This window comes from Paenibacillus sp. FSL H7-0940 (assembly GCF_037979415.1).
Classification (GTDB): Bacteria; Bacillota; Bacilli; order Paenibacillales; family Paenibacillaceae; genus Paenibacillus; species Paenibacillus amylolyticus.
Window position 1 is genome coordinate 3,858,009 of the sequence record NZ_CP150280.1, and the last position, 23,297, is coordinate 3,881,305.

Consider the following 23,297-nt stretch of genomic DNA (forward strand, 5'->3'; position numbering starts at 1 on the left):
GCACTAACTATCTATATTCATATCAAGTTACGTAACTCCGGGTCCCATGAAGGCAACATAGAGATCAGTCGCTCTACGGTCTCTTCCACAAATACCTGAACTCTCTCACCCGTGATGAACTCAGGAGTAATTCCCGGTTCTTCCCCATTAAGAAAAGAAAACGTGTGGTCCCGCCAGCGTACAATCTCATCAGCAGTTAAACGATCCGTCATGTCATAACCCGGTGAGCTGTTGAGCACCTGCCATACCTCTTCGCTCCAGCTTGAACTTTGATAGAGATTGAAATCGATCTGGTCCGTCTCCTGATAATATAAACGCGCTAGTTCATCCTTCGATCTGCTACTGCCTGTATGATGGTCTACCTTGTTGACCCGTTCGACGAATTCGGGATGCACACTACGGAACCAGTAATAGTCTGTTAGCACATGCATAAAGTATCCTCGCACAAACCACTTCCATCCTTCATCGGTAAGTTGTTGCATATAGCTTGAGTAGAGATCCTTCAGTTCACCAACATAATCTCCATCATCTTTCGGGTTAAAATGGGTGTATTCCTTATCATCTCTGGTTGTACCTTCGCGCATATGTATGGAATCCGGGGCGATGTTCCCCAGATAGAATGAACCTCGATCAGTCTGCATTTGCAGCGAGTCTGCAATCAGATTAGCGATATTGAGATGAACCATAGGTAACGGCATAGAGTTAATCTCCTTTTATCGGGAAGTATTCTACTATACTTAGTAAAAAGAAACGATATAACCTACTGGTGCAACGCAGATCACTGGAATAGTGAGACTTCGCTAGGTTCCACCTTTTTTTCACCGTAGATGCGTGATTAACCCTGAATTCTCTCCACTTGCATGCGGTCAAACAGCTGCTCCAGATCCGTATGGTACTCCGGGTGCTCCTTCACAAGCAGACTAATGTATTCCGATCCACATTCATAGAATACTAGACGATTAAACGGAGCAGTATCTCCAAAATGGTTGCTTTCCTGCCCAAATTTTGCCCGAATCAGATTCTCAATATAACGCGCGTAACCCTCGTTCCACTCCAACCAGCTCCAATACTCGGCTTGTTCTTCATTTAATGAAGTGAACAACGCCTTTCTAGCTGTCTGTACTTGTGTCAGGTCTTTACTCTTCAAAGCAGACAACAATGAGTTAATCCGTTCCACAACGACTTCATCTTCATACGGAAACTCATAATCCAGTTCCCATGTTACGCGCTTCAGCTGGTCCATTTTATGCTTAATTTGAAGACGGTTGACGATCCGCTCATCATATTTCTCATATACATAACAATGAACATATTCGTGGAACAGATAAACTTTCTGCTCCAGATCTTTGAACGCTGTATCCGTTACAATCGCACACATTCGTCCGTTCATATGATGCACCGGCATCGCAGCAAGGCATTCATCTGGAATATATAAATCGTCCGGTACCGTCTTCACCCACTCATATTGCTGCGTTTTGGACGAATAATCATAGATATATAATAAAGCTTCATAGGCTACAACGACTGGATAATGTTCTGCAAACAAAGGATGTAGGCTAACCAAGTCTTTCTGAAGCTCGTTTAACTCGTTAATTTGCTCTAAAAAAGCATCCATGTCATTAACCCTCTCTTTACTGGATTGATGCGTTAATCATACTAGATCAGGAAAGATAAAACACTGAGAGAAAAATGATAATTCTGTTCGAGTGTGAGATGGTGAACGTTAAAAACCCTCTCCCCGTTTCTCATACAGGTAGATATCCAGTGCCTGAATCCCACGTCGGGCTAGCTTAATAAACAGGATCAGCGCATACACGCCCAGTCCATATAACAACACATTAATCAACATTGCAAATATCGTAACTATAGAACCAACCATCATTATTATTATTCCTCCTAATGAACCTATTAAACTACCGCTCCCTATTCTAGCATATTTTTCCTCAGTTAACTTTTTGGGTAGATGTGAGAGTCGCTTAGCGTGCTTATTGGTTGAAAAACGAAAAAATCTCCCAGATCCGTATGTTAAAGGTGGAAGATTTATAATCCGGATACAGCTAGTGAGTTCTGATATATCCTGCCTTCTTCAACACATATTCCGTAAACGGATTGATCTCAGGGATCGGCTGATTCAGATCAAAATATCGGAGTTCCAGCCCTTCATCATCCATAATGGTTGGGCTGCCCTTGATACCTGAAGCTTCATAAACAGCCATGACGTTGTAAACTTCATCACCATGTGGATACTGATAGTACATGTCCTCACCTGAAAAAATGCTAATGAGTTTGAACGATTCCGCTCTCAGTCCGGCCTCTTCATACAATTCCCGCGCAGCTGTTTCCTCCAAAGACTCCCCGGGTTCCATGGATCCCCCAAGTGTCCCCCAATCCAAGCTATCTGTACGTTTTTGTAGCAACAGGTGACCTTCCTCGTTGAACACGAGTACACATGAGCCCGCCATAATTAGAGGACGCGGGCCCACCAGTTTTCTTAGCTCCATGATATATCCCATCCATGCTTCTCCCCCATCTTCAAAGTGCATGCGTGAAACCTACCCTTATGATTTGGTCAAGATTCCCTGATCTACGGATTTCTGAATAAGCTGCTGCGCATACTCCCACAATGTTTCGGAACCGTTCGCAATCTCACGGTTTCTGTTTAATACCTGATCACTTGTAATGTTATATTTCTGCCACGTATCTCCCTCATTCTGATGATTATGGATCAGAGGCTGCAACCGATCCAGAGATGAGGCAAATTGTGCTTCAGGCGTCTGCTTTGCTTCAAACTCTAACCATAAATAGAGTAGTTCTTCCGCCTGTTCCTTAGGCAATATACCAAACAGCCGATGAGCTGCTTTGAGTTCACGATCATATTTATCCGTGTGTCCCACCGTATCATAAGCGAACGTATCTCCGGCATCAATCTCGACCAGATCATGAACGAGAAGCATCTTAATGACTTTGAGGATATCCACATCCTTGTTGGCATGACTCTGCAAAACCAAGGCCATCATCGCCAGATGCCAGGAATGCTCCGCATCATTTTCAAGTCTCTCACCGTGCATAATTCTCGTCTTTCGTTCAATCGTTTTGAGTTTATCAATCTCAATGAGAAAGTGAATCTGATCCTGTAATGATTCGCTCACAGCACATCCTCCTTCATACCCATCTATGTGGATAGATCATACCAGTAAACTCTATAGTTAAAATCGAGTGACATCCCCACACCTTGTGCCAGACGAATTGAGCCTGCATTGTCCGGTGAACAATCCCAATACGGATGTATACGATGTATACCTACACGACTGCATTCTTCCACAAAAGCTTTTGCCACCATCGCACCATAATTCCTTCTTCTGTAGACTTCAACCGTTTCAATATCAACCGCATGTGTCTGATCTGCGATAAATGCCGAAAAGCAAACACTCGCGATATCATCGTTATGCACTGCAATATAGCCAAAGCCATGTTGTAAAAAAATCATCTATTGTCTTCCAAAAGTGAGAGATTTTATCTTTCAGGAATGGAGAATTGTTATATCTTTTCTCTCCTAATAGTACTTCATCTATCCTGAGAATTCTGACTTTCTCATCCTGTGAAGCACATATGTCGAGAGGTACTTGCTGACTTATCGAATTTGGATTCAACTTGAATACATGCTGAATATCACTGGAGATATCTCTTTTCCCGGAGATGTGCCGAAGAACATCTTCCCAGGCTTCGTCCACCACACCAATTTCAACGGCATGCATATGTAAGTTTAATAATTCAGGTTCAATACGTTCCCGCATGTACTCTTTCAATTCATTCAGAAAGGGTTCACTTCGAGAATCTCCGATCAACTGAAAACCAGATTGTCCATGTATCCAAATTAGAGCTGCTGTGATATTCTCTGCATCATCTACATAGATCCGTCCCGGGTTCAAGCCAGACGCCACCGCCTTGACTTCAATATTCTGACACGAGTCCGTGAGATGTTTTACTTTGTGGAAATCATGTTTATTAATCTCGGTAATCATAGGTTCATTCCTCCCGAATTCAAGACAAAGCCATAAAGCGTGTGTAACCTCTATCAAATCGTATATTCATAGATTCTCGTCTCTTCATCATCGAGCAGATATCCTTTGCCGATATAGGCCCAGTTATTTTTTTCATAATAATCAGTCAGATCAGTACATAAATACAGCTTGTCATACCCTTTTGCTTTCACCTCATTTAATGCATGGGTCTGAAGTTGTCCACCCAGATTCTGGCCCCGATATTCTGGATCAACATGAAGACATGCAAACCAGGGAAAGAGATCCTGCCTGCTATTCAGATCACTTCGCAACAAAGCGTACCCACCGATAATTCGGTCTCCGTCCAACATCACATAAAATCTTGGCACATCACTCTCTGTATCCACAGAACGCTCTATACAATCCCGATAGAAATGGAAGCTTGATTCCGAGCCCCATTGTTTCCAGAAATACTGTACTGCTTCTTGCATCACGTCCGGCTTCTGCCGAATATCAATAATTTGCAAAATGTTAATCTCCCTTCGCGCTTTTTGCTTTCGTATATGATCAAATGTCCAATTCAACATTCAGTTCACGCACAAAAGCAGCTGTCCCCTTCATTCTAACATCCATATCCTCACCATCCCGAATCACACTCACTTGAACCTTTCCATCTCTTCCAATCTCATGCCCTTGCTCTACCACAAACTGTACCTCATCAATTTCCGGTTTCACATACGTTAGATAATAGGCACCCATTACCCCGGAGGCTGTTCCAGTCACTGGATCTTCTGTAGTACCTGAGTACGGTGAAGAGAAATGTCTGGCATGCATCATCGCATCGGAATCACGGGTTTCAAAACAAAAGGGGTGTAGGGAAGCTTTGGGATTATCAATTAAAATTCCTGGGAACAGGGAAGAATCCGGTTTCATTTTCATAAAGGAGTTCAGTTCACGAATCGGGATTAATAACGTCCAGGCTCCCGTACTTCCATAAACGATTGGAGTTGAAAGGTCAACCTCATCCAGAGTGAGATTGATGGCGCTTACCAGCTTCTCGATATCCCCCTGGAACGGTATAAACTGCGGCTGATCCTGTTTCATTTCCATGTAAATGGTGTCGGCATTGCGCTCAAATCGTATGGGTAATGTACCTACATTGGTTTCAATTGTGATCAACTCTTTGTCACTTAACATCCCACGCGTCTTCAAACCATACAGTGATGCCATTGTGGCATGACCACACAGATTAATCTCATGCCCCGGTGTAAAATAACGTAGTCTGACGTCAGCTACTTCAGAGTTCAACACAAATACCGTCTCATTAAAACCAACCTTATAAGCGATCTGCTGCATCTCCGTCTCACTGAAATGATCAGCATCAAAAACCACTCCTGCCGGGTTACCTTGACCCGGTACGGTAGAGAAAGCATCATAATGATAGACCGTAATATTACTCATCAACAGACCCACTCTCTCTGTAATCTACGAGACTCACATTTCCATATAACTCTACGCTTTCACCATCCATTACAAGCCCGCCACCATCTTGGCACACATAAACAGCCGTACGATTAACACGGGGATACTCTCTTAATGAATTCAGGGTGTCTTCCGAACCATCCCAGTGCGGTGCAAACTCAAAATCAACGAGTCCCAGTGCTTGCATATCTTTCAGATCTACATTGTTTTCATCAGCATCTTCCCCATATCCCGCTATAGCTATGGTAGGTGTAGTCAGAATACTTCCTGCGCTGACCCCGATCAGAATGCCGCCACTCTTCACATAGGAACGCAGCAAACCAAGCACATTTCTCTTCTGTAATAAACTTAGAAAATAAAACGTATTTCCGCCGGATAGATGAATCGCATCACATTCGAAAATAGCGCCAAATGTGCTCTCCTCATACTCCAGATCAAGATCATAATATTGAATGTTATCTACTCCTAATTTATTATAGTAACGTCTAGTGTGTTCAAAATACTTTCGCTCCGGGTCAGAGCACGAAGGGATATATCCGATGGAAGGCTGTTCACTGTTGAATAAGCTTCGTATTCTCTGATCCAATTTATCATTAGACTCGAAGAGCAAATCACTTAACAGAACCAACGTAGTCATCTTATTTCCTCCCGTACCTATTAGACTGACTTAAATTCTCTATCCAAAATCGAGAAAAAGTACTGGTTTGTCCACTGATTGTTCCACCATAGCTCTTCCTGGAAGATGGCCTCCCGTGTCATACCCACATGCTGCATCAGTGCTGCTGAGCGAACGTTTTGTGAATTACACATGCCGACAACCTTATGAGCTTGTAACTCTTGAAACGCAAATTGTAACAAAAGACGTGTAGCCTCGCTCCCATATCCGTTGCCTGCGTATTCTGAAAGTACAGCGAATCCAAGTTCCCAGCTTTTTCGGTAATCCACATAACTCCACATCTGAACTATACCAATGGGGGTATCTTCCGGATCATTTATGCGGCGTATAACGAAATCATAGGCATATGGTTTCTCATCTGCGAGAGCAAAATGGCTGCGATATTTCTCGCGGACCTTTTCCTCATCCGTTTCAACAGTTTCCTCAAAGCTCCATATGTTTGTGTCACATTCAAGTTGACCTATAAAGTCGAGGTCCTGTTCTGTGACTGATGTTATTCTTACCTTCTCTCCCACGAATTCCATGTGGATTCATCTCCTTTATAAAAAGATCATTGCTTGGGAATCTCCCACTCTGTATTAAGCACACCTCTACCAATATTCCATTTGGCGAGCAAAGCTCTCTGTCTGTTTTCCAGATCAAGATAGGGTGCTGCAACACAGGTTAACGTGTCAAACATATGGATAAAATGAGGCCCTTCCTTGAACCGTCGAAGTCCGCCATATTCTTCATCATCCGCTGCCCATACAATCTTTTTAATACCCGACATTAATATGGTACAAGAACACATAGGACAAGGTTCACAGGTAGTATAGAGCGTCAGTTCTTTCTTCTTCATGAATCTCTTCTTGTCTACATCCAGCAAATGTTTTCCTGCCCGACGAATGGCATCCACCTCAGCATGTGCTGTAGGATCGCAATCCGAGAAGACTCGGTTCCGGCCTTTACTCACGACATTCCCATCGACATCCACGATTATCGCACCAATTGGATATGTCCCTTCAAAAAGTGATTGTTCTGCTTCTTCCAGAGCCAAAGTTAAATATTCATAATCCGATAACTTCATTTAAAATCCCCCTAAGTGCAGTTATAGTCGCTTATAAAGCAGATCCCTTGTGTAATGTGTAGTAAAAGAGATTGATGGGATCTCCTTAGATCGTTAAAAGTTCCTGATCGTATACTGCCCTGCTTCAACAAGAAAATCACTTTTGGTTAACCCTTTTTCTCCGAGTAAAATCCTGTAGTTCGATATCGTACCGTCATGTGAAATGATAAACGTATTGCCGCTCTGTTGCCTGCACCATTCAAGAAGCTTTTCAGCTAATATCTGGAACCGATCTGCATCCATCTGATTAATAATTTCTTCCCAACAATCCAAACCCAAATCAAGCATTCTTATGTCAGTATACTGATGACTGAGCTCTTCCTTGGAATAGATTTGATCACAGACGAAAGGAACAAACTCTGGATTCTGAGGAAACATTCTTGGGCCAACCAGTGGGCTGAAGAACGCAAGATTTTTGTTAGGGGTTAGGAGTTGTGCTGTTTCAATAGTACGTTTCGTTGGACTAATCAAAATGACGTCTTCAGGCGCAAAAACCACTTGTTTACGCAACGCTATAACCTGACTTTTCCCCAATTCAGTGAGGCCCGGATGCTGACAATTTAATTGATTTGGGTAATCCATCAAGTGTTCGCCATGACCATGACGAATAAATGTAATGTCCATAGGCACCTATTCCTCTATTTCTGAATGAAGTGTTTGATGCCTTTTGCATCAAGAAGGTTAGTCAGTTCCTTTTTCAAAAACACAGGATATACTTCCATCTGCTCCAGTTCGTCCAAGGAAAACCATTGGAAAGTTAACTTCCCGTTATCTTCTAAACCTTTGAATTCAGTTTCACTATATAGCTTATGGGCTTCCGGCAATGTGATGAGATAATAAAAGCCAACTTCATGATACTTCAGACCATCATATTCAAAGAAATCTTCACTAACATATGCGAGCCTTTGCGCTTCTACATGAACACCCAGTTCCTCCATCATTTCTCGCACAATAGCTGCTTCTGTTGTCTCGTTTAATTTCACCCGACCTCCGGGCAGATTCCAGAAATCGTCCTGTTCAGTCGTATGCAAAAGAACTCTTCCCGCATCCATCACAATACCTGCCACACGGAAGTTGAATTTGTTGTTATTTTGTTCATACGATATATTATTGTTATCTGCAGTGGTCATCTCGCTGACCACCCATCAGCAAATCCGTCTATGAATCCCATGATGAATGAGGGAATGATGAGTACGAGCAATAAAATTAAACTGCCTATGCCCCATCTAAGAATTGCTTTCCGTTTGCTTCGAACACCTATAATAATTAAGATTGCGGTTATTGCAATTAAGGCTACTCCATAAAATGTCATAAAACTGACCTCCGGTATGTATTCGTATTTCATTAAGGTTACTGCAGAATCTTTTCTAGCTTGTGCCTACAAGCCTCGCGGTCATAATCCGAATTATCCAGCCATACCTTATCCATCTGAAGTAACCCATAGATTTCGGACTCCAGCTTCTTTCTTTCCTGCAAAACCTGTACCGTACCCTCAACACCCTGATAACCCTGTGCCTGCCCCAAACCCTGGTTCGTATAGTAATTAATGAATCCCTCTGACCATTCTTTTGGTCTTTCACTAACCGCCTTATCAAATGTATAGGATATATCTTTCTGGTCGATATAGATGAGAAGCGGGTTCAGAGCATGAATGATACACCCAAGTTCCAATACATACTGCACGTTTTGCTCTTTGGATTGATTGCATTTTACAAGACCCATGGTTAGTGGATTCTGGATAAAACAACATTCAAATATCGTGATGCAGTCATCATTCGTGCTTAACACGTTTTGGGTGAAATCTTGCCACTTCCCGGTGATCAGCTTAACATTTTGCTCAAAAGGAATTTCGTAAATATCTCGGCTGAAAATATCCTGTACAATGTGATCGGGAATCTCTATTCCCCATTGCTCTTTCATCTTACGGTATGGAATCAGGAAACCTTGATCATGAGCAGTCGCATTGCTTTCCAGAATCTCTCTGTATTCTTCATGTGTTTTTAATAAAGCCTCGAAGTCTCCAGCATAATAAAAAGATACGCCCTCGTAATCAGCAGGGTGATCCAGGTTCCCTTCTTGAAATAGTTGTACCTCCTTGCCTTGTCCTATCAAAATTTCGGAAACCATCTCGGCAACCGTTGACTTGCCTGAACCCGGTAATCCTTCAATCAGTATTAAACGCCTTGCCATCATTACATCATCCTTTATTTTGTGTGAAGATATGGATCTTCCATGTGTCAGACACTATGTTATTAATCAATATCTGCAATAACCCATTGCGCCTTATCGCCATCTTCTTTCTTTTTCCAAAACACCATCATATTGTTAGACTCTTCATTGTTCTCTTTTAACTCGTTAACCGTCACCACTGCCTGGTAGAGCTTCCTTTGCTCCCGTATAGTTATGTCGCTCATGGGAGTAACCTTGAGAACTTTGTATCTTCCCATACCTGATATAGGAGATTTTGGATCAAAAAGATTCATATATCGCTTTTCATCCTCTTCGTATAAATAACGCATACGAGCATTCATAAGTTTGACGATTTCCAATTTGTCACCGGTATAGTTTGTTTCATCAAGATACTCTGGTGGGATGTCTTCATTCTCTTGGGATGTCGATATTTCTTCATCCTGTTGTGCCTTTTATTTAAATAAAGACTTCCTATGTATGTAAAATTTTCTCTCAAGGTACATCATAACCCATAATGTGGAATTTGCGAATAAACGAAGTTAACCATCTCTGTTTCTATCGCATTTCGCGCAAAAAACCACGCTTCTCTGCACGAGTTATATCATGCAAAGCGCGTGGTTATCAGCAGAACTTTCATTCAACTTTTGTAACTGTCCACAATCAATCTAGCTACCTACTAAATAGCATATTCATTATGCCGACCGCTTCAATCTGGATCTCTTTTTCTTCATTATCCAAGAAAAGGTAACTATATGTTGAAAAGATTCCCATATGCAGTATATGTCCACCTTTATAATGAAGCGTCTTTTCCTCACCGTCGATCGTCTGCGTAAACGTCCTGCCTTCATTCACATCATACGAAGAATGGATGTCATGTTCACTTGCGAGCCACGCAACAAAATCTTCTTCGTTTGGATTGGTCATTACTAGAATAACGAGCAGAACAACAAGAACAACAATGCCCGTTCTGAGTCCTGCGCCCTTCTTGCCACCATGCTGTGTGTTTTCACCCTTCATCCCGTTCACCCCGTTTCTTGAACAGTAATCTCTACGTTCTTCGCCAAAACCCAACCACTCAGTCCATACGAGGATGAGATCACCATGTACTTGTATTTCTCCTCGATCAGCCGGATTTGCAATTCGTCATAAGAATCATAGCTGACAGGCCAACCATAGCCCTTCCCCGGCTCTAACAACTCTCGATTATAAGGGATAAAATGCTCTATATCCCACTCATCCAGATCCAAAATAATGCTGCCATGCAGCGGTGTATCAAACGCATGGGCCATTACACCAGAGAATAAAACATCCATATTTTTCGGTACAGTATGACTTGAACGTGTGCGCATCCTGATTTTTTTGTTCTCTAAATCAACTTCGTAACTTAATATGATGTTGTCATGCAAACTTGGCATAGTCCCCCTCCTCCCATACCTTATAAATCCGAATCAAACACCATAATATTGTTTATAGTCTGAGACCCATTCCACTTTGGAGAAATTAACAAAATCATACGGCTCGCACTGTTTAAGGTAAAGCAACTCCTTGTGCGCCTGTTCCCCGTCCATATTTTCCAGGTAAAACAATGTCTCCTCATACCCTGAACCACATAATAACTGCACATCAATATAACTGCCCGTATCCTGATTCTTTCGTTTGGCCCGCCATATTAGCTGGGAGTCCTCTACATTTCCAATACAGAATAACATGATGCACAACAGTTTTAGAACCTCGTTATCTTCTGACTTTCGGTTCTCAATCTCTTGCTTCAATAGTTCTCGGATCGGCTCTCGATGGATGTCATCAGGCTCCAATCCGTATAACTGTAGCAGTTCTTCCTCGTTCATACTTGTTCTCCTTACCTACTTGAGAATGTTATTTAACTCTTCCGCTTTTTTCCTGCTATCCATTCTAGCATAAAAATAAAAAGCGATGATGTGCAGCCAATGTTCTCATACATGATAAAAAGACTACTCACTCATGAGTAGCCCCTATGCATTCATACATCCATATAACCTTACTCAATCTCCAGATACATCTCCTGATTTTGCAGGATTATCTCATTCATGTGTGCAATAGCTACTTGTGTCACAGTCTGATATGCAGCATATAATGCCTCTGTTCTCTGGAGCAAGATCGGGTCCTTCTCCAGATCCGTTGGCAGTACCTCACGCCACACTTCATCCACTCTGTTTTTGTCCGTGATCAGAATTTCTATCTGGTCCAGTACAGTTACCATTTCATCTAAATGAAAAAAGTGCATCCCTTTTTTAATTCCATTCCAGCTCTTGATCTCGATGATGTTATAGGCCGAAAACCAATAAAACTCTGCCATACTCTTCGTGTGATTGTGATAGGAATAGAACAGAAATAAAGCTTGTTGCCCTTCGTGTAACTTTCGGTATATCTCTGTTTTAGCTGCCATATCTCTGCCCCGTACAGAAACAAGCATCGGTTTAATACACAACCAGCTAAGCTGCTTAGAATGTACATCTTCTGGTCGAAGTTTAGCCTTCATAACATGCTCCTCTCTATTCACCACTTTAAGGATTCTCTGGTGCTTTCACTGCCGGGTCATTCTCTCCGCCCATTCTGCGTCTGGATGTCTCCATCTTGCCTGTCGAAGGCACATGGTCAGAAGCTTTAGCTAATCCGAATTTTGGCATGTTAGCGTATATGGTCTCGAAGGAACCCGACTGAGCCTTGTATGTTTCATGATAAATTCCTACTGTTCCGTCAGTACCAATGGATCGGTTGAATTTTTTCCAAGCTTCCAAGTGCAATCCACCTCGTGCGTATTTCTCCAATTCATCGTAAGAACGCCAGTATTGTAGTAACGTCACCCCACGCCAGCTTATAAAATACTCTGTACTCAGAAATCCAGTCTCCGGATTCATATACAGTTCTTTAATCATCGGTCCCATGGACTTAAAGACAGGCAACCATTTGTGTATAGCCCACAGACGATTGATCCTCATTCCGATGATAAAAACAACAAATTCTCCCTCAATCTGAGCGGAGTATCTTCCCTTATGTATGTTCGCCATGTCACCCCTCCTTCTCGTCAAACACATTCGATTTCATCGGATCTGGACGACCCTTCCTATCCGCTCATAGGCATTCAGAGGAAACTCAAAACTCCACCGTTTGTGATATTCCTCCAGTCCCATTTCCTTCAATTTGCTTAATTCTCTGTAAAATAGCTTAGTCAACTTGACCAAGGATAACTCCTCAGACATAAGCAATCGCCCCTCTGTAACGGCTTCCGTGCTAAAGTTATCACTCATCTCATACACCATGAATTGAACGATTACCTGCGAACGTTTCTTGATCCAGAAGCGATATTCTCCAGGTTCGGTCTGCATGGTCATGGTTACCTCCGTGGCTCCTTTGTGCAATGCTACGAATTGACGTGTTATCTCCTCAACCGCATCGGACAAAAAAGAAACCGGAATCTCAATCTGTTCTCCCTGATCAGGGAGAACCAGGATATCCAGCCATCCGTGCGGTTCAAGCATCATAACGATGTCCATAGTCATCCTCCTTTATGCAATTCTATGAAGCAGATTAACTGGAGATCATGTCTTTCAGTACATATAGCTTCTAATTTAAAATTAGGTGAGTTGTGGAGCAGTAGACGTGCTTTCAATTTGTGTTCAAGTTCCTTATGATCGTGTTTGTTTCTCTGCCATTAGAATCCTTACAATGCTGGTCGCATTGTTAAATTTCATTTTGTTATTCTTCTGTTGGTAGTCCCACCCTTGTTTTATAGCATATTGAATAAGGTTGGATATCAGTTTGGGTTCATAGACAAATATATCCCATGTATCTTCCCAAGCAACATCGAACTCTACAAATGTAGATTTAAGTGCATTCGAATAAACCCGAATGACGATATCGTAAGCTTGCTCATCCACAACGTACAGGAACAGTGTATCATTCACTACAATTTTGCGTACTTGTTTCCTGTATACCTTCAGGTATATCTCTCCCTTGCTTACACAGTGCTGCGTAAATCTTCATACACATTCCATTTTGTATACAATTCTTTTAGCGCTAACGCCGTTTTATGTATGAACTCTTCCATAGCTTCCATGGATAACATATTTAAATCACCCAAAGGTTCGTTGTCAGGGTTAACTAAAAACTCAATTTTCTCTCCTCTATACTGATACACTTCAGATTCCAGCAATCCGCCTAGATCAAATGCTCTCCCCACTTTCAGCTCATTTAACCAATCGTTGGCCCTGTTCCAATTTCGTAAAATCATAAACTCTAGTTTTGTGACATCCTGTGTATACACGCTTCTTCCGATAGGATGGACTTCATATGCAGGATAGATATCGAATGTCCACACGCGATCCGTATAGATATGGGCGATGTAACCGCACAGATATTGCAGGAATTTGGGATCACTATAGGCTAACTTCTTTTGGGTTTCAAAAAAGTCTTTAAGTTCTTCGTCTGTTGCAAATCTTCCTGCCTCTGGCATGAGATGGGTTTTCGCCTTTTCTGTACGAAGATTAGTTCTTACATGGATCGAATCAGGAGCAAGGCTCCCCAATAACAATTCAGGGAATGGCTCGGATATCAACTCGGATGCAATTGCAAAATGTACCATCGGCCAAGGCAATGTAAAAACTCCTTTCTTTAGTCAATTGGTCTTAAAAGAGTTAAATTTCATATCCCGAAATGCACAATGCATTTCCCATTTATCTCAGCATACTTTGCCATGTTCGCAAGCTTATGTAATTCGTTGAATAATTCAACTTTGTTGTACACGAGTTTCTCGTAGTAGCCCTTTTGTTCTTCTCCATCAACACAGTAACTCCCTGTAAGAACGATCGGATCAGTCGCATGGCTAAATAGATCCATCCAGGCCCGAATCAGTTGATGAAACTTCAACAAAACATCCTGCTCTTCAATAACGGTTAATCCATAGTTGTTCAGTCCACTACATCTCATACAGGTAGATGGATTCCATGTATCCAACCAGCAAAGGGAATCATAGATGTACGCAATGAATTCGTCTTCCAAGGTCGCATGATTCTCTGTGGTTAATCCATTTCCATGTATCACGCCGTTAGAGTCCCAAGAATAGAAAGTATAGATATCTTCGTTTACTTGCGATTTGTTTTCAATAACAAAATGATGATTCGACATACCCGCACCTCCGTTACAGTTCCCCATGCTTCAATATCTGTTCAATCCTCTTAATTCATCATAACCCATGTATTGGTAAATGCGAAATCATTTTGAGCATTGAACTCTACCATTTATATTCTACTCTTTTCAGAAAATCAAAAAAGCCTCCACAGTCTTATTCGACAGTGGAGACTCTATTTGCTTCTGAACTTTCAGCAGATAAGTCGTTAATGAGACAATAGTCTTCTACATAAATATCAGGGTGTAGCAGTAATCTCCCCCGTACCAACCATCTGCGTTGCTGGGGCAATATAATTTCCTGCATCATCCCCTGTAAGAGTATACTTAATTGTTATTACTTTACTGGTACCAACGGCTGCATTATTGTATGTCGCTACAGCATTTACTTGTACGTCATCCCCAGAGATCACGTTAGTTAATGCACCTGCCGTTACATTTGCTGCAAGAGTTCCGTCATATACTTTGGAGAGTATTAATGTTGGAGCCGTGATCATCAATTGCTTTGCAGTGATCACACCTGTATTCACTTCGATACTGGTTGGCGGTAAATAATTTCCTGCACCATTACCCGATAGAGTGTACGATACGGTTATCTTCATATTTGTTCCTACATGTGTATCATCATAAGCTCCTGAAGCACCTACCGTTACGTCTTCCCCTGGACAAATTCCACTACCTGGACAAGCCCCTTCTCTAGAACCCGCTGCTACATTTGATGCTAAAGTTCCATCATACTCTTTGGAAGTTGTTATCAGGTCTAGGATAATCCCAGTATGTCCGGTGTATTGTACATAAACAGTGTAGTTCGTATTATTAGCTGGAGCAATATATTTGCCACTATCCGTACCAGCTATCGTGTAAGCCACAGTTACAAGCGCCGAATTAGGCCGGGAAGTTGTATCATATACCGCATCTGCACTCACGGTCACATCCTCACCTGGAACAACTCCAACTAAGGAACCTGCAGATACGACTACCGATGAATCTCCATCTCTCTTCTCAATAACAGTCAACATCGGCTCGCCGATCGTCAACTGTGCGGCTGTAATGGCCCCTGTATGGGTTGTATAGTTTGAAGGCGCAATATACTTGGCTGCATCTGCTCCGCCTAACGTATAAACTACAGTTATTGTTTTACCTGTGCCTATTGTTGCATCATTGTAAGTGGCTGCTGCACTTACGGTTACATGGTCTCCAACAGCAACTCCGGTTAGTGAATCCGCTAATACTGTTGCCGATGCTGTTCCATCGTACATTTTCTCGGTTGAGAGTACTGGAGCCGAAACGGTTAACTGATTTGTACCAATAACGATCTCTGCCGAAGCCATCGATATATTGTTCGCGAGATCAACGGCATATAAGACATACGTACCTGACACTAAACCCGCTGTACTCATTGTCGTATCTACGTTTGCTGTCACCGACTGCTTCTTGCCAAACAACCCTGCAACAGATTGGTTTAGACTAGTGATTGTTTTTGGTGTTGCGGAAGGAACCAAATACAGATACCCATTTTCATTGCTTCTACCCACCACAGGATCTCCACCTGCAATATGACCACTCGTTACATTGGACAGAGTAGGAGCGATTGTATCCGTTCCTCCAGTGGAAGGTGAAGTCACAGGAGCAGTTGGAGTAGCTGGAGTCACTGTATTTATGACTTTATCCAACAGTCGAATTGTAGTTTCAAAAGTCGTACCACCTTTAGCAACGGAACTCAGCGTCACCTTTTCAATAGTACCCGTGCCTAGAATTTTAGCGACTGCATCTAAGAAAAGGTTTACAATCGTTGCATCCGTGCCTAAGTTAAGAGTCGTCCCCGTTGCTGTAACTGCTACGATAACGTCCTTAATACGACCTTCAGGAATATCCACCTGAACCCCACTGCCTTTAATGATTAAGGAATCAAATGTTCCTTTCAAACCTACTTTTGAACCCGCAGGTAACCGCTCGGATAATGTAATCTTGCCGAAGCCATTCCCCGTAATATCCGTTTCTTGTAGCGTAGCAGGGGAGTGAATGGTTACTTCTCCAACTGTCGTTGAACCTTCTACAATAATGAGAACGGCTCCTTTTTTCTTATCAACAATAAGGGTAGATGTTACGGTATTTTTTAAATAGATGGTACTAACGCCCCCACCCTCTACCCGTGTCACACCTTTAATCGTAACATTCGTAAGGTGTACATCTCCTTCTTGGATACCTTCACTAAATAATAGGTTTCCTTTGATGATCATATTCTTCAATGTAACCCCAGCCGTGCTAATGAGCACATCCCCATCAATGGTCTGCGTCCCCGCCTCAGGGCCATATGTTCCAGCTAAGCTGTAATCCGTTGCTCTTGCATTCACTGAACGATCCAGCGCAACGACTGCTTCAGCACGAGTGATCGGTTTATTCGGATTGAAGTTATTATCGTAGCCCTGTAAAATCCCTTTAGCCACTATAGCATCTACCGAATTTTTAGCCCATAAGGCTATCATATTGGAATCCGTAAAGTGATTTCCAGTACTAGCTTCATTCGATAGATCCAGAAGATCATTGATAATAACTGCAACTTCTTGTCTAGTAATGGGTTTATTGGCACCGATTGTACCGTCCCTATAACCCTTTATGTATCCAGCTTTCACAGCTTTGGAAACCTCAGCATATGCCCAGTTAGATGAATTAACATCCTTGAAGGATACAGATGCTGTTTCAGTAAATCCATATGAACGATTAACCAATGAGAAAAATTCTGCTCTTGTTATAGTATTGTTCGGTTTAAAGCTGCCGTCTTCATAACCATGAATAAAACCTTTGTCGATCCATTTCGTAATTTGGCTTTCTGCCCAGTTTCCCTCGATGTCTGATGCCGAAGATTCGGCGGCACCAAATACTACATTAAACGATGAAAACAACATAACTGTAATCAATAGAGTGGTCACAAGCTTTTTAGCACAATTCATGATATTAGTCCTCTCACTCATAGTATGATTACTGGATCTTATTCGCTCAACTTATCACAAAGATCAGCAATAGTATACATAAAATACTGAACATGAAATATGGCTGCAAAACCCAGTCTGTTAAAGAGTTTACAGCCCAAATTCGGATGTATACAGTATACATTTCATTCTGCTCCTCTCTAACAAAATCAGAGCCGAAATATAACAAAAAAGGACACCTCATTGTCGCATCCATAGGTATCCTCGTGTATTAAATTAGGTGGTGAACTAAAGTGCTGGATCACTAGTTTCTTCAATTCTCGCATTCATAAAATCCTTCGTTCAATCAGAAACGCTGTTCCTTCTTCTCGGTACATCTCTATAGATTCATTGGTCACATGATCATGCCTCAGTGCTCCCATATAATCTGTTCCAGGTTTGTTCGATCTATAATCTGAATCAATCGTGTAGATATTGAAGTGCACCTCATCTTCATCCTCTGACACATCTGTTTTATCAAAAAGTGAAATCACTTCATCTTTACCAAGAAACCTAAATGGAGAATCCTGACGCTCTATAATATAAAATGGATATGTGATGTTCTCTATCTGAATGAATTCATGGTACACCTTAAGCTCATCAGGTATGAGATCCATGTACTGCCTAGCTACCTCTTCTGCCTGGAATACACCTGAGACCCACTTCGAACTCCCTTTGGTTGCTACGATAATGAACATACTAATCACCTTCTAATTTAAATATTATTTCTCTCTTTCACGTACAAAAGTCTGAGACAAAATCTGGTGGATACCAGTGATGTTGTCAATCTCAATGTTATATTCAGACTCAGTGTATTCAATCTGATGTTGCTCATAATACTTTTTCCAGAATGAAACTGCTGTCGCATTGTTAGCGAACTGTTCTACTTTGAATGTACCCTCAAATTGAGCAAAAACCAAGTCAACCGTTTGTGTTGCCAGCCCCTGTCCGCGATACTTTTTGACCAGGAACAGCTCTTGCACGGTATAATCCACACCTTCCGGCACATATGGAGGTGAGCAGACCAGTACGAATCCAATAACCTTTCCTTCATACTGAATCAAAAACGGATGTAATTCATCGCGTTCCAGATATAGATAGGTGTTCGTTGGATCATATTTCCCCTCTTCAAGTAGATCCTCGCCAGAAAATTCGGACAGATCATATAAGTACAAGTTGTACAGGTTGAAGAACAATTCCTTTTGTTCTGCCAAAATACTCGTAATTTGTACATCCATCTTCATTGCACATCTCCCTTAGTTAATGAGTTGGCTAGTGGTCCATACATGACATTACCGATCTCCACAACGAGTTTGCTGTGCCCTGTTCTCAATATATTCTTTCAACCACAGCAGATATAGGCAAAGTTTGGTTTAAACCATGGAGTAACCTTACTTTCACAGTGGACATGAACATTTGGACAAAAAAAGACTCCCTAAAGAGTCCGATTATTGGTCTTGTCTTTATTTTTCACCAAATATCCACTGGCAAGCGCTGCGGGAGCGATAAAAGGTAAGAACGTCAACCAATCCATGAAAAGAAGTATAGGAACGAAAATAAATATTACACTGATATACATCATGACTGGAGATTTTTTCTTCAACCCCTGAACACCGAAAACAACTCCTGCCAATGAGATCAATAGGACAAAAGCAACGTTAAGCACGTTCATAACCATCACCTCCACTGGCATGTAGCCAACACTTATTGAATCAGATAATCAACCACCGGATATGAGATCACATTGCGATCTCTGTACGTTGAAGTCACTGCTTCGGGATGTGTGCTAAGAATTCCATTTTGCAACATCACCGGCCGGAAACCTCGCTCCATCGCTCCGTTGTAGGTGAATAGAACACATTCCTCTGCGGCAAAACCGGCGATGATCACCAATTCAACTCCATGACTCTTCAACACCTGCTCCAAGTCAGTTTGCCAGAAGGCATTGGAGGCTTCCTTGGTAACGGTGAGATCCTTCTCATTCACATCCATCTCGGGAATGATGCGATACTCATCTGACGCTGCCCCCTCCATGCCCTCCACATCCTGCACGTGAACGACCGTATGATCATTCGAGCGCAGCACATTAGCCACATGGTTAATGTACTCACAGGCATGGTCTATCGAAGTCTGGTCCATCTTTTTACGCACAATACTCTCCTGCATATCAACAATCAGCAAACCTACTTTCATCCAATCTCTCCTCATAAATAAATTTCATGTCGCATGGTTGAGTGACTTCCCTTGTTAAACTGAGAACTTAATCTTTAAATAATTCATTCAGCATCCGGTCGCGGTTCTCCAGAAAGCTGCGGGTAATCTGATAGTGATCGGTCTCCTCATAGGCTACCTCTTGAATATGGCTATCGTCAAAACTTAAAATCTCTGCCCCCGGATACCCCAGTAAAATGGGTGAGTGCGTCGCAATAATAAATTGTGAAGTGCCCGACAAATCATGAAGAATACGCAATAAGGAGAGCTGCCTAGCTGGAGATAAAGCGGCTTCGGGCTCGTCAAGCAGATAGATGCCTTTGGAACTGAAGCGATTGACGAACAGACTGAGAAAAGACTCCCCATGTGATTGTTCATGTAATGAACGCCCGCCATAATATTGAAGCGACGCCGGCATCTCATCGACATGTGATGCGAATTGATAGAACGATTCAGAGCGCATGAAGAAGCCATTCGTTATTTTGGGTAACCATGCCAGCCTGAGATAATTCCCGAGCGAGGATTCCGAAGCATGTGTCTCATAGGTATTATTCCTGCCGCCCCCTGCGGTATTGAATCCACATTGATGAGCGATGCCTTCGAGCAGCGTAGATTTCCCTGAACCATTTTCACCTACAAAAAAAGTAACGTTATTCGTGAGCTCCAATCGTTCCAAGGACCGGATCGCGGGGATGTCAAAAGGATATTGGTTCCGATTCTCGATCTTGGCCGACAGGAGTTCCACACTTCGAAGATACATAATCATCCTCCCATATTTATTTTATATAAGTTCAACTAAAGAATATTTACAATTATGAGGATAACGAAAAGCTGCGGGTTTATTGCCTTCATAATAGAAGTGCCCCATCCAGGATAAAGCGTAATGGGTTACAGCGAGTAGGAGCGTGACTTTGATATCAATAAACAAAAAAATCCATGCCACAAACGCCGACAAAAACGCGAAGTAATGCAAAATGCGGTTTTTCCGATCCTGATGCTCCTGAAGGTAATAACGCAAGTCCTTGCGCACACGATTCAACATCAGCCCACATCCATTTCACATAAAATAAGGCTCCTTATTTCCCACTCCATCGTAACCTATTTCGGGGTACATATGAAACCGTTTCAACCAAAAAAGAGCAAGCCATAGGCTTACTCTCTCTTCAGAGTTAATAGACAAATCTGCGCTGTGCCCAATAGCTGAATACAAAGATGGATACCTCGGTCAGCAGCTTAGCTGCGAGTAGCGGGATTATTAGTTTTTCATTATAAAAATACAATAAACCGTAGTTTAATAACAGCACCAGTAGGACAAGTGAGAAATATTTGGGCAAAGACTGCCGAACCTTAGAGGTTCGTCCAGCGGAAAATACGTACTTCCGATTAATCGTATAGTTGAAGATGGAGCTACACAGTCTTGCTGCGACAACCGACAGAAACAGATTGTGTGTGAAATACTGAATAACAAATAATAGTCCAAAATCAATCAGAGCGGACAGCACCGAAGATGTGCTGAACATCAGGATTGGCATATAGATCCGGAATGAATCAACCAGCGGGCGGAAATGGGAGGACTCATTGTGATCCAGATACACCGTATCAATAAACTCCTCCGTAATCTCATACCCTTCCTTGTGTGCCGTTAACAGCATGTTCATCTCGTATTCAAACCGATCCCCGGGAATCTGGTTCAGCCAGTCCAGCATGGAGTAAGGAAAACCGCGTAGACCCGTCTGCGTGTCATATACTTTGGTACCTGTTGTGAGGGAAAAGACCGCCCGTGTGACGGTGTTGCCAAAACGGCTACGTGCTGGAATTTTACCACTGAAGCGACGGCTGCCGAGTACAATTCCTGGTGTCGTTTGTGCAAGCAATACTTCGAAGATACGCTTAATATCATGTGGCAGATGCTGTCCGTCACTATCTGCGCACACGACACCACCCTGAGGTCCATACTCCTTAATATACTGAAAGCCAGTCTTCAAGGCCCTGCCCTTACCCAGATTGACGGGATGTGTCAGGACCGTACAGCCATACGCTTCTGCCGTTTCAAAAATTCCACGGTAACCGGGGCCACTGCCATCATCCACAATCACAATGGGTCCAAGTTTAAAGGTTTGCAGTTGCAAAACGAGATTCAGTAAACGCACATCTGGTTCATATGATGGAATTAACATCGTCATGATCCTTGTCCCTCCGTCAGATATAAAATGTCACTTACGCCACGTTCCTGATTACGCCCCAGCGGATTATTGACAACTCTGCCCATAAAATACATCGTGGATGAACCCCCGCCGTCCAAGTTGTAGGCTTCGGTTGCTCCCAGACCTTTCATGACATCAGCCAGTTCTGCCAAGGTCATGCCACGGCTGTTGTCCTGCCGTCCGTCCACCACCACAAAGACGTAATGATTCGGAGCAATCATGCCGATCGCTGTTCTTGGATTGGTATCCTGGATGGAGCGGTTACCGAAGTTGTTATCGATTTTTACACTGCTAAAATCACTGACGATCTCGCCATCCTGAATCAGAATTGGCCCAAAAGATAGTGTGTTGGTTGCACCTTCGGCCAGCAATTCCGAGGAAGTAATCTCGTTCTCGTTATATGTTTTCATCGTACCATCGTTGAACAGGGCAAGTGCATCCCGCGTTGGGCTGTCCCGGTACAACGTTCCATTTCGGATAATGACACCATCGTCGCGGAATCCGTAATAATCACCGTTAATGGCAAAGATCGCATTATTGGCAGCAGCAATCTCTGACGTATTTTCGGTAATGTTCGTTCCAAAGCTGTTGTCCGCCAGCGCAGTTCGCAGGCTGCTTGCATCCGTTAGCTGAACATCAGCGACATAATACGTAATCTGATCCGAGCCTGAACCAGTCTGTACCTTTTCAATACTGACTTTCATATCATCACTCGAATAATTCCAATCATCTAACGTTACACTCACCTCAGTCGCTGTGGTTGAAGTGTTGGTGGAATCATTGGCGTTGTTCGTTGTTGCCGTTGCCGTGTTCTCATCCTCCACAACCACCTGCACATGCCGGATCAGGTAACGGTCAGCCAGGCAGTACAGGATTCCACCTACCACAAGCAAGATGACAAGTGTGATGATGAGCCATCTGCGCTTTCTTGGAGAGATCGGTCGTTTATGTGGTTCTTTCCGGGTTGGTTTCTCATAGATCTTCATCATGTGAAGCTCACCTCTTCATCTAAGTTCTTAAAGCCATATTAGGCCGGGTAGCTTAAATGAATCTGAAACTACACGAATTGGACTAGAGATTATCACACTGACACTACGATGACAGAACAACCTTCCAATCGCTGTTACCCCCAGATTTTTTTAATTCTCTTTTCTAAAGGGGAAAATCCGGGGATAGCGTAGGCTTCCGATGCAGCTTTCTTTCAGAAAGCTTTCAGGCGAACGCTTCGCTTTTTCAGGTTTTTTCTGTCCTCTCCGTTATTGTGTAAATGAATAGTTCAATCAAAAAAGGTGATCC

The 23,297-nt window shown here is 42.6% G+C and carries 33 protein-coding genes; all 33 read right to left on the reverse strand.

Going from position 1 to position 23,297, the window contains the following annotated elements; genetic code table 11:
- Positions 1 to 17: 17 nt before the first annotated feature.
- The 33 genes from MHB71_RS16980 to MHB71_RS17140 all read right to left on the reverse strand — a co-directional run bounded on the left by MHB71_RS16980 (position 18) and on the right by MHB71_RS17140 (position 22,990).
- On the reverse strand, positions 18 to 698 hold the full coding sequence (locus MHB71_RS16980; protein WP_340027019.1) for a zinc dependent phospholipase C family protein: 681 nt from the start codon (positions 696 to 698) through the stop codon (positions 18 to 20).
- Positions 699 to 835: 137 nt separating this feature from the next.
- Positions 836 to 1,615: a hypothetical protein gene (locus MHB71_RS16985; protein ID WP_340027020.1), complete on the reverse strand. Its 780-nt coding sequence runs from the start codon at positions 1,613 to 1,615 to the stop codon at positions 836 to 838.
- A gap of 108 nt (positions 1,616 to 1,723) precedes the next feature.
- Positions 1,724 to 1,882 carry a hypothetical protein gene (locus tag MHB71_RS16990; protein ID WP_340027021.1) on the reverse strand — a complete coding sequence of 53 codons (159 nt, stop codon included), beginning with the start codon at positions 1,880 to 1,882 and terminating at the stop codon, positions 1,724 to 1,726.
- Positions 1,883 to 2,057: 175 nt separating this feature from the next.
- Positions 2,058 to 2,513, reverse strand: a complete 456-nt coding sequence (locus tag MHB71_RS16995) for an NUDIX hydrolase (protein WP_340027022.1) — start codon at positions 2,511 to 2,513, stop codon at positions 2,058 to 2,060.
- A 45-nt stretch (positions 2,514 to 2,558) separates the two neighbouring features.
- Positions 2,559 to 3,149 carry an HD domain-containing protein gene (locus MHB71_RS17000; protein WP_127544656.1) on the reverse strand — a complete coding sequence of 197 codons (591 nt, stop codon included), beginning with the start codon at positions 3,147 to 3,149 and terminating at the stop codon, positions 2,559 to 2,561.
- Between the two features lie 23 nt (positions 3,150 to 3,172).
- On the reverse strand, positions 3,173 to 3,487 hold the full coding sequence (locus MHB71_RS17005; RefSeq protein ID WP_340027023.1) for a GNAT family N-acetyltransferase: 315 nt from the start codon (positions 3,485 to 3,487) through the stop codon (positions 3,173 to 3,175).
- Positions 3,444 to 4,022, reverse strand: a complete 579-nt coding sequence (locus MHB71_RS17010) for a GNAT family N-acetyltransferase (protein WP_340027024.1) — start codon at positions 4,020 to 4,022, stop codon at positions 3,444 to 3,446. Before MHB71_RS17010 ends, MHB71_RS17005 begins: the two co-directional genes overlap by 44 nt.
- 53 nt (positions 4,023 to 4,075) lie before the next feature.
- Positions 4,076 to 4,528 (reverse strand): GNAT family N-acetyltransferase, encoded by a 453-nt coding sequence (locus tag MHB71_RS17015; RefSeq protein ID WP_340027025.1) that lies wholly within the window; start codon positions 4,526 to 4,528, stop codon positions 4,076 to 4,078.
- Between the two features lie 40 nt (positions 4,529 to 4,568).
- Positions 4,569 to 5,462: a PhzF family phenazine biosynthesis isomerase gene (locus MHB71_RS17020; protein WP_340027026.1), complete on the reverse strand. Its 894-nt coding sequence runs from the start codon at positions 5,460 to 5,462 to the stop codon at positions 4,569 to 4,571.
- Positions 5,455 to 6,120 (reverse strand): Type 1 glutamine amidotransferase-like domain-containing protein, encoded by a 666-nt coding sequence (locus tag MHB71_RS17025; protein WP_340027027.1) that lies wholly within the window; start codon positions 6,118 to 6,120, stop codon positions 5,455 to 5,457. Before MHB71_RS17025 ends, MHB71_RS17020 begins: the two co-directional genes overlap by 8 nt.
- Before the next feature lie 20 nt (positions 6,121 to 6,140).
- A complete protein-coding gene (locus tag MHB71_RS17030) occupies positions 6,141 to 6,683 on the reverse strand; it encodes a GNAT family N-acetyltransferase (RefSeq protein WP_340027028.1) in 543 nt (180 codons plus the stop codon).
- Positions 6,684 to 6,709: 26 nt separating this feature from the next.
- A complete protein-coding gene (locus MHB71_RS17035; protein WP_340027029.1) occupies positions 6,710 to 7,225 on the reverse strand; it encodes a nucleoside deaminase in 516 nt (171 codons plus the stop codon).
- A gap of 93 nt (positions 7,226 to 7,318) precedes the next feature.
- Positions 7,319 to 7,888, reverse strand: coding sequence for a histidine phosphatase family protein (locus tag MHB71_RS17040; RefSeq protein ID WP_340027030.1), 570 nt, complete (start codon positions 7,886 to 7,888; stop codon positions 7,319 to 7,321).
- 14 nt (positions 7,889 to 7,902) lie between these two features.
- Positions 7,903 to 8,394, reverse strand: a complete 492-nt coding sequence (locus MHB71_RS17045) for an NUDIX hydrolase (protein WP_340027031.1) — start codon at positions 8,392 to 8,394, stop codon at positions 7,903 to 7,905.
- 220 nt (positions 8,395 to 8,614) lie between these two features.
- On the reverse strand, positions 8,615 to 9,457 hold the full coding sequence (locus MHB71_RS17050) for a hypothetical protein (RefSeq protein WP_340027032.1): 843 nt from the start codon (positions 9,455 to 9,457) through the stop codon (positions 8,615 to 8,617).
- A gap of 59 nt (positions 9,458 to 9,516) precedes the next feature.
- Positions 9,517 to 9,813, reverse strand: coding sequence for a hypothetical protein (locus MHB71_RS17055; RefSeq protein WP_340027033.1), 297 nt, complete (start codon positions 9,811 to 9,813; stop codon positions 9,517 to 9,519).
- 310 nt (positions 9,814 to 10,123) lie between these two features.
- Entirely contained in the window at positions 10,124 to 10,471 is a 348-nt protein-coding gene (locus MHB71_RS17060; protein ID WP_340027035.1) for a hypothetical protein, read from the reverse strand.
- A 5-nt stretch (positions 10,472 to 10,476) separates the two neighbouring features.
- A complete protein-coding gene (locus tag MHB71_RS17065; protein WP_340027036.1) occupies positions 10,477 to 10,869 on the reverse strand; it encodes a hypothetical protein in 393 nt (130 codons plus the stop codon).
- Positions 10,870 to 10,902: 33 nt separating this feature from the next.
- The gene (locus MHB71_RS17070; protein ID WP_340027037.1) at positions 10,903 to 11,301 is read right to left on the reverse strand and encodes a hypothetical protein; all 399 of its coding nucleotides are present in this window, start codon (positions 11,299 to 11,301) and stop codon (positions 10,903 to 10,905) included.
- Positions 11,302 to 11,471: 170 nt separating this feature from the next.
- Positions 11,472 to 11,972, reverse strand: a complete 501-nt coding sequence (locus MHB71_RS17075; RefSeq protein WP_340027038.1) for a hypothetical protein — start codon at positions 11,970 to 11,972, stop codon at positions 11,472 to 11,474.
- A 25-nt stretch (positions 11,973 to 11,997) separates the two neighbouring features.
- Entirely contained in the window at positions 11,998 to 12,501 is a 504-nt protein-coding gene (locus MHB71_RS17080; protein WP_340027039.1) for a DUF4188 domain-containing protein, read from the reverse strand.
- Positions 12,502 to 12,534: 33 nt separating this feature from the next.
- A complete protein-coding gene (locus MHB71_RS17085; protein ID WP_340027040.1) occupies positions 12,535 to 12,987 on the reverse strand; it encodes a hypothetical protein in 453 nt (150 codons plus the stop codon).
- A gap of 464 nt (positions 12,988 to 13,451) precedes the next feature.
- Complete coding sequence (locus tag MHB71_RS17090) at positions 13,452 to 14,087, reverse strand: hypothetical protein (protein ID WP_340027042.1); 636 nt, start codon at positions 14,085 to 14,087, stop codon at positions 13,452 to 13,454.
- 47 nt (positions 14,088 to 14,134) lie between these two features.
- Entirely contained in the window at positions 14,135 to 14,617 is a 483-nt protein-coding gene (locus MHB71_RS17095; RefSeq protein WP_340027043.1) for a hypothetical protein, read from the reverse strand.
- Positions 14,618 to 14,856: 239 nt separating this feature from the next.
- Positions 14,857 to 17,568, reverse strand: coding sequence for a YDG domain-containing protein (locus MHB71_RS17100; protein WP_340027044.1), 2,712 nt, complete (start codon positions 17,566 to 17,568; stop codon positions 14,857 to 14,859).
- A 305-nt stretch (positions 17,569 to 17,873) separates the two neighbouring features.
- Complete coding sequence (locus MHB71_RS17105) at positions 17,874 to 18,284, reverse strand: hypothetical protein (protein ID WP_340027045.1); 411 nt, start codon at positions 18,282 to 18,284, stop codon at positions 17,874 to 17,876.
- Between the two features lie 24 nt (positions 18,285 to 18,308).
- The gene (locus MHB71_RS17110; RefSeq protein WP_340019752.1) at positions 18,309 to 18,830 is read right to left on the reverse strand and encodes a GNAT family N-acetyltransferase; all 522 of its coding nucleotides are present in this window, start codon (positions 18,828 to 18,830) and stop codon (positions 18,309 to 18,311) included.
- Positions 18,831 to 19,021: 191 nt separating this feature from the next.
- Positions 19,022 to 19,258, reverse strand: a complete 237-nt coding sequence (locus MHB71_RS17115; protein WP_036669455.1) for a hypothetical protein — start codon at positions 19,256 to 19,258, stop codon at positions 19,022 to 19,024.
- A gap of 32 nt (positions 19,259 to 19,290) precedes the next feature.
- The gene (locus MHB71_RS17120; protein ID WP_340027046.1) at positions 19,291 to 19,779 is read right to left on the reverse strand and encodes a cysteine hydrolase; all 489 of its coding nucleotides are present in this window, start codon (positions 19,777 to 19,779) and stop codon (positions 19,291 to 19,293) included.
- A 67-nt stretch (positions 19,780 to 19,846) separates the two neighbouring features.
- A complete protein-coding gene (locus tag MHB71_RS17125; RefSeq protein ID WP_036611058.1) occupies positions 19,847 to 20,557 on the reverse strand; it encodes an AAA family ATPase in 711 nt (236 codons plus the stop codon).
- 21 nt (positions 20,558 to 20,578) lie between these two features.
- Positions 20,579 to 20,839, reverse strand: coding sequence for a DUF962 domain-containing protein (locus MHB71_RS17130; RefSeq protein WP_076252634.1), 261 nt, complete (start codon positions 20,837 to 20,839; stop codon positions 20,579 to 20,581).
- A gap of 127 nt (positions 20,840 to 20,966) precedes the next feature.
- On the reverse strand, positions 20,967 to 21,980 hold the full coding sequence (locus tag MHB71_RS17135) for a bifunctional glycosyltransferase family 2/GtrA family protein (protein ID WP_340027047.1): 1,014 nt from the start codon (positions 21,978 to 21,980) through the stop codon (positions 20,967 to 20,969).
- The gene (locus tag MHB71_RS17140) at positions 21,977 to 22,990 is read right to left on the reverse strand and encodes a phosphodiester glycosidase family protein (protein ID WP_340027048.1); all 1,014 of its coding nucleotides are present in this window, start codon (positions 22,988 to 22,990) and stop codon (positions 21,977 to 21,979) included. Before MHB71_RS17140 ends, MHB71_RS17135 begins: the two co-directional genes overlap by 4 nt.
- Positions 22,991 to 23,297 lie beyond the last annotated feature (307 nt).

Bases quoted from the DNA above. Each gene is read 5' to 3' on its own strand.
- MHB71_RS17040 (WP_340027030.1), bottom strand. From the start codon at position 7,888: ATGGACATTACATTTATTCGTCATGGTCATGGCGAACACTTGATGGAT.
- MHB71_RS17140 (WP_340027048.1), bottom strand. From the start codon at position 22,990: ATGATGAAGATCTATGAGAAACCAACCCGGAAAGAACCACATAAACGA.
- MHB71_RS17010 (WP_340027024.1), bottom strand. From the start codon at position 4,022: ATGATTACCGAGATTAATAAACATGATTTCCACAAAGTAAAACATCTC.
- MHB71_RS16995 (WP_340027022.1), bottom strand. From the start codon at position 2,513: ATGGGATATATCATGGAGCTAAGAAAACTGGTGGGCCCGCGTCCTCTA.
- MHB71_RS17115 (WP_036669455.1), bottom strand. From the start codon at position 19,258: ATGAACGTGCTTAACGTTGCTTTTGTCCTATTGATCTCATTGGCAGGA.
- MHB71_RS17135 (WP_340027047.1), bottom strand. From the start codon at position 21,980: ATGACGATGTTAATTCCATCATATGAACCAGATGTGCGTTTACTGAAT.
- MHB71_RS17065 (WP_340027036.1), bottom strand. From the start codon at position 10,869: ATGCCAAGTTTGCATGACAACATCATATTAAGTTACGAAGTTGATTTA.
- MHB71_RS17035 (WP_340027029.1), bottom strand. From the start codon at position 7,225: ATGAAGTTATCGGATTATGAATATTTAACTTTGGCTCTGGAAGAAGCA.
- MHB71_RS17120 (WP_340027046.1), bottom strand. From the start codon at position 19,779: ATGAAAGTAGGTTTGCTGATTGTTGATATGCAGGAGAGTATTGTGCGT.
- MHB71_RS17005 (WP_340027023.1), bottom strand. From the start codon at position 3,487: ATGATTTTTTTACAACATGGCTTTGGCTATATTGCAGTGCATAACGAT.
- MHB71_RS17070 (WP_340027037.1), bottom strand. From the start codon at position 11,301: ATGAACGAGGAAGAACTGCTACAGTTATACGGATTGGAGCCTGATGAC.
- MHB71_RS17060 (WP_340027035.1), bottom strand. From the start codon at position 10,471: ATGAAGGGTGAAAACACACAGCATGGTGGCAAGAAGGGCGCAGGACTC.
- MHB71_RS17050 (WP_340027032.1), bottom strand. From the start codon at position 9,457: ATGATGGCAAGGCGTTTAATACTGATTGAAGGATTACCGGGTTCAGGC.
- MHB71_RS16985 (WP_340027020.1), bottom strand. From the start codon at position 1,615: ATGGATGCTTTTTTAGAGCAAATTAACGAGTTAAACGAGCTTCAGAAA.
- MHB71_RS17045 (WP_340027031.1), bottom strand. From the start codon at position 8,394: ATGACCACTGCAGATAACAATAATATATCGTATGAACAAAATAACAAC.
- MHB71_RS17110 (WP_340019752.1), bottom strand. From the start codon at position 18,830: ATGAAGATGGATGTACAAATTACGAGTATTTTGGCAGAACAAAAGGAA.
- MHB71_RS17080 (WP_340027039.1), bottom strand. From the start codon at position 12,501: ATGGCGAACATACATAAGGGAAGATACTCCGCTCAGATTGAGGGAGAA.
- MHB71_RS17100 (WP_340027044.1), bottom strand. From the start codon at position 17,568: ATGAATTGTGCTAAAAAGCTTGTGACCACTCTATTGATTACAGTTATG.
- MHB71_RS17025 (WP_340027027.1), bottom strand. From the start codon at position 6,120: ATGACTACGTTGGTTCTGTTAAGTGATTTGCTCTTCGAGTCTAATGAT.
- MHB71_RS17095 (WP_340027043.1), bottom strand. From the start codon at position 14,617: ATGTCGAATCATCATTTTGTTATTGAAAACAAATCGCAAGTAAACGAA.
- MHB71_RS17030 (WP_340027028.1), bottom strand. From the start codon at position 6,683: ATGGAATTCGTGGGAGAGAAGGTAAGAATAACATCAGTCACAGAACAG.
- MHB71_RS16990 (WP_340027021.1), bottom strand. From the start codon at position 1,882: ATGATGGTTGGTTCTATAGTTACGATATTTGCAATGTTGATTAATGTG.
- MHB71_RS17075 (WP_340027038.1), bottom strand. From the start codon at position 11,972: ATGAAGGCTAAACTTCGACCAGAAGATGTACATTCTAAGCAGCTTAGC.
- MHB71_RS17105 (WP_340027045.1), bottom strand. From the start codon at position 18,284: ATGTTCATTATCGTAGCAACCAAAGGGAGTTCGAAGTGGGTCTCAGGT.
- MHB71_RS17125 (WP_036611058.1), bottom strand. From the start codon at position 20,557: ATGTATCTTCGAAGTGTGGAACTCCTGTCGGCCAAGATCGAGAATCGG.
- MHB71_RS17020 (WP_340027026.1), bottom strand. From the start codon at position 5,462: ATGAGTAATATTACGGTCTATCATTATGATGCTTTCTCTACCGTACCG.
- MHB71_RS16980 (WP_340027019.1), bottom strand. From the start codon at position 698: ATGCCGTTACCTATGGTTCATCTCAATATCGCTAATCTGATTGCAGAC.
- MHB71_RS17085 (WP_340027040.1), bottom strand. From the start codon at position 12,987: ATGGACATCGTTATGATGCTTGAACCGCACGGATGGCTGGATATCCTG.
- MHB71_RS17130 (WP_076252634.1), bottom strand. From the start codon at position 20,839: ATGTTGAATCGTGTGCGCAAGGACTTGCGTTATTACCTTCAGGAGCAT.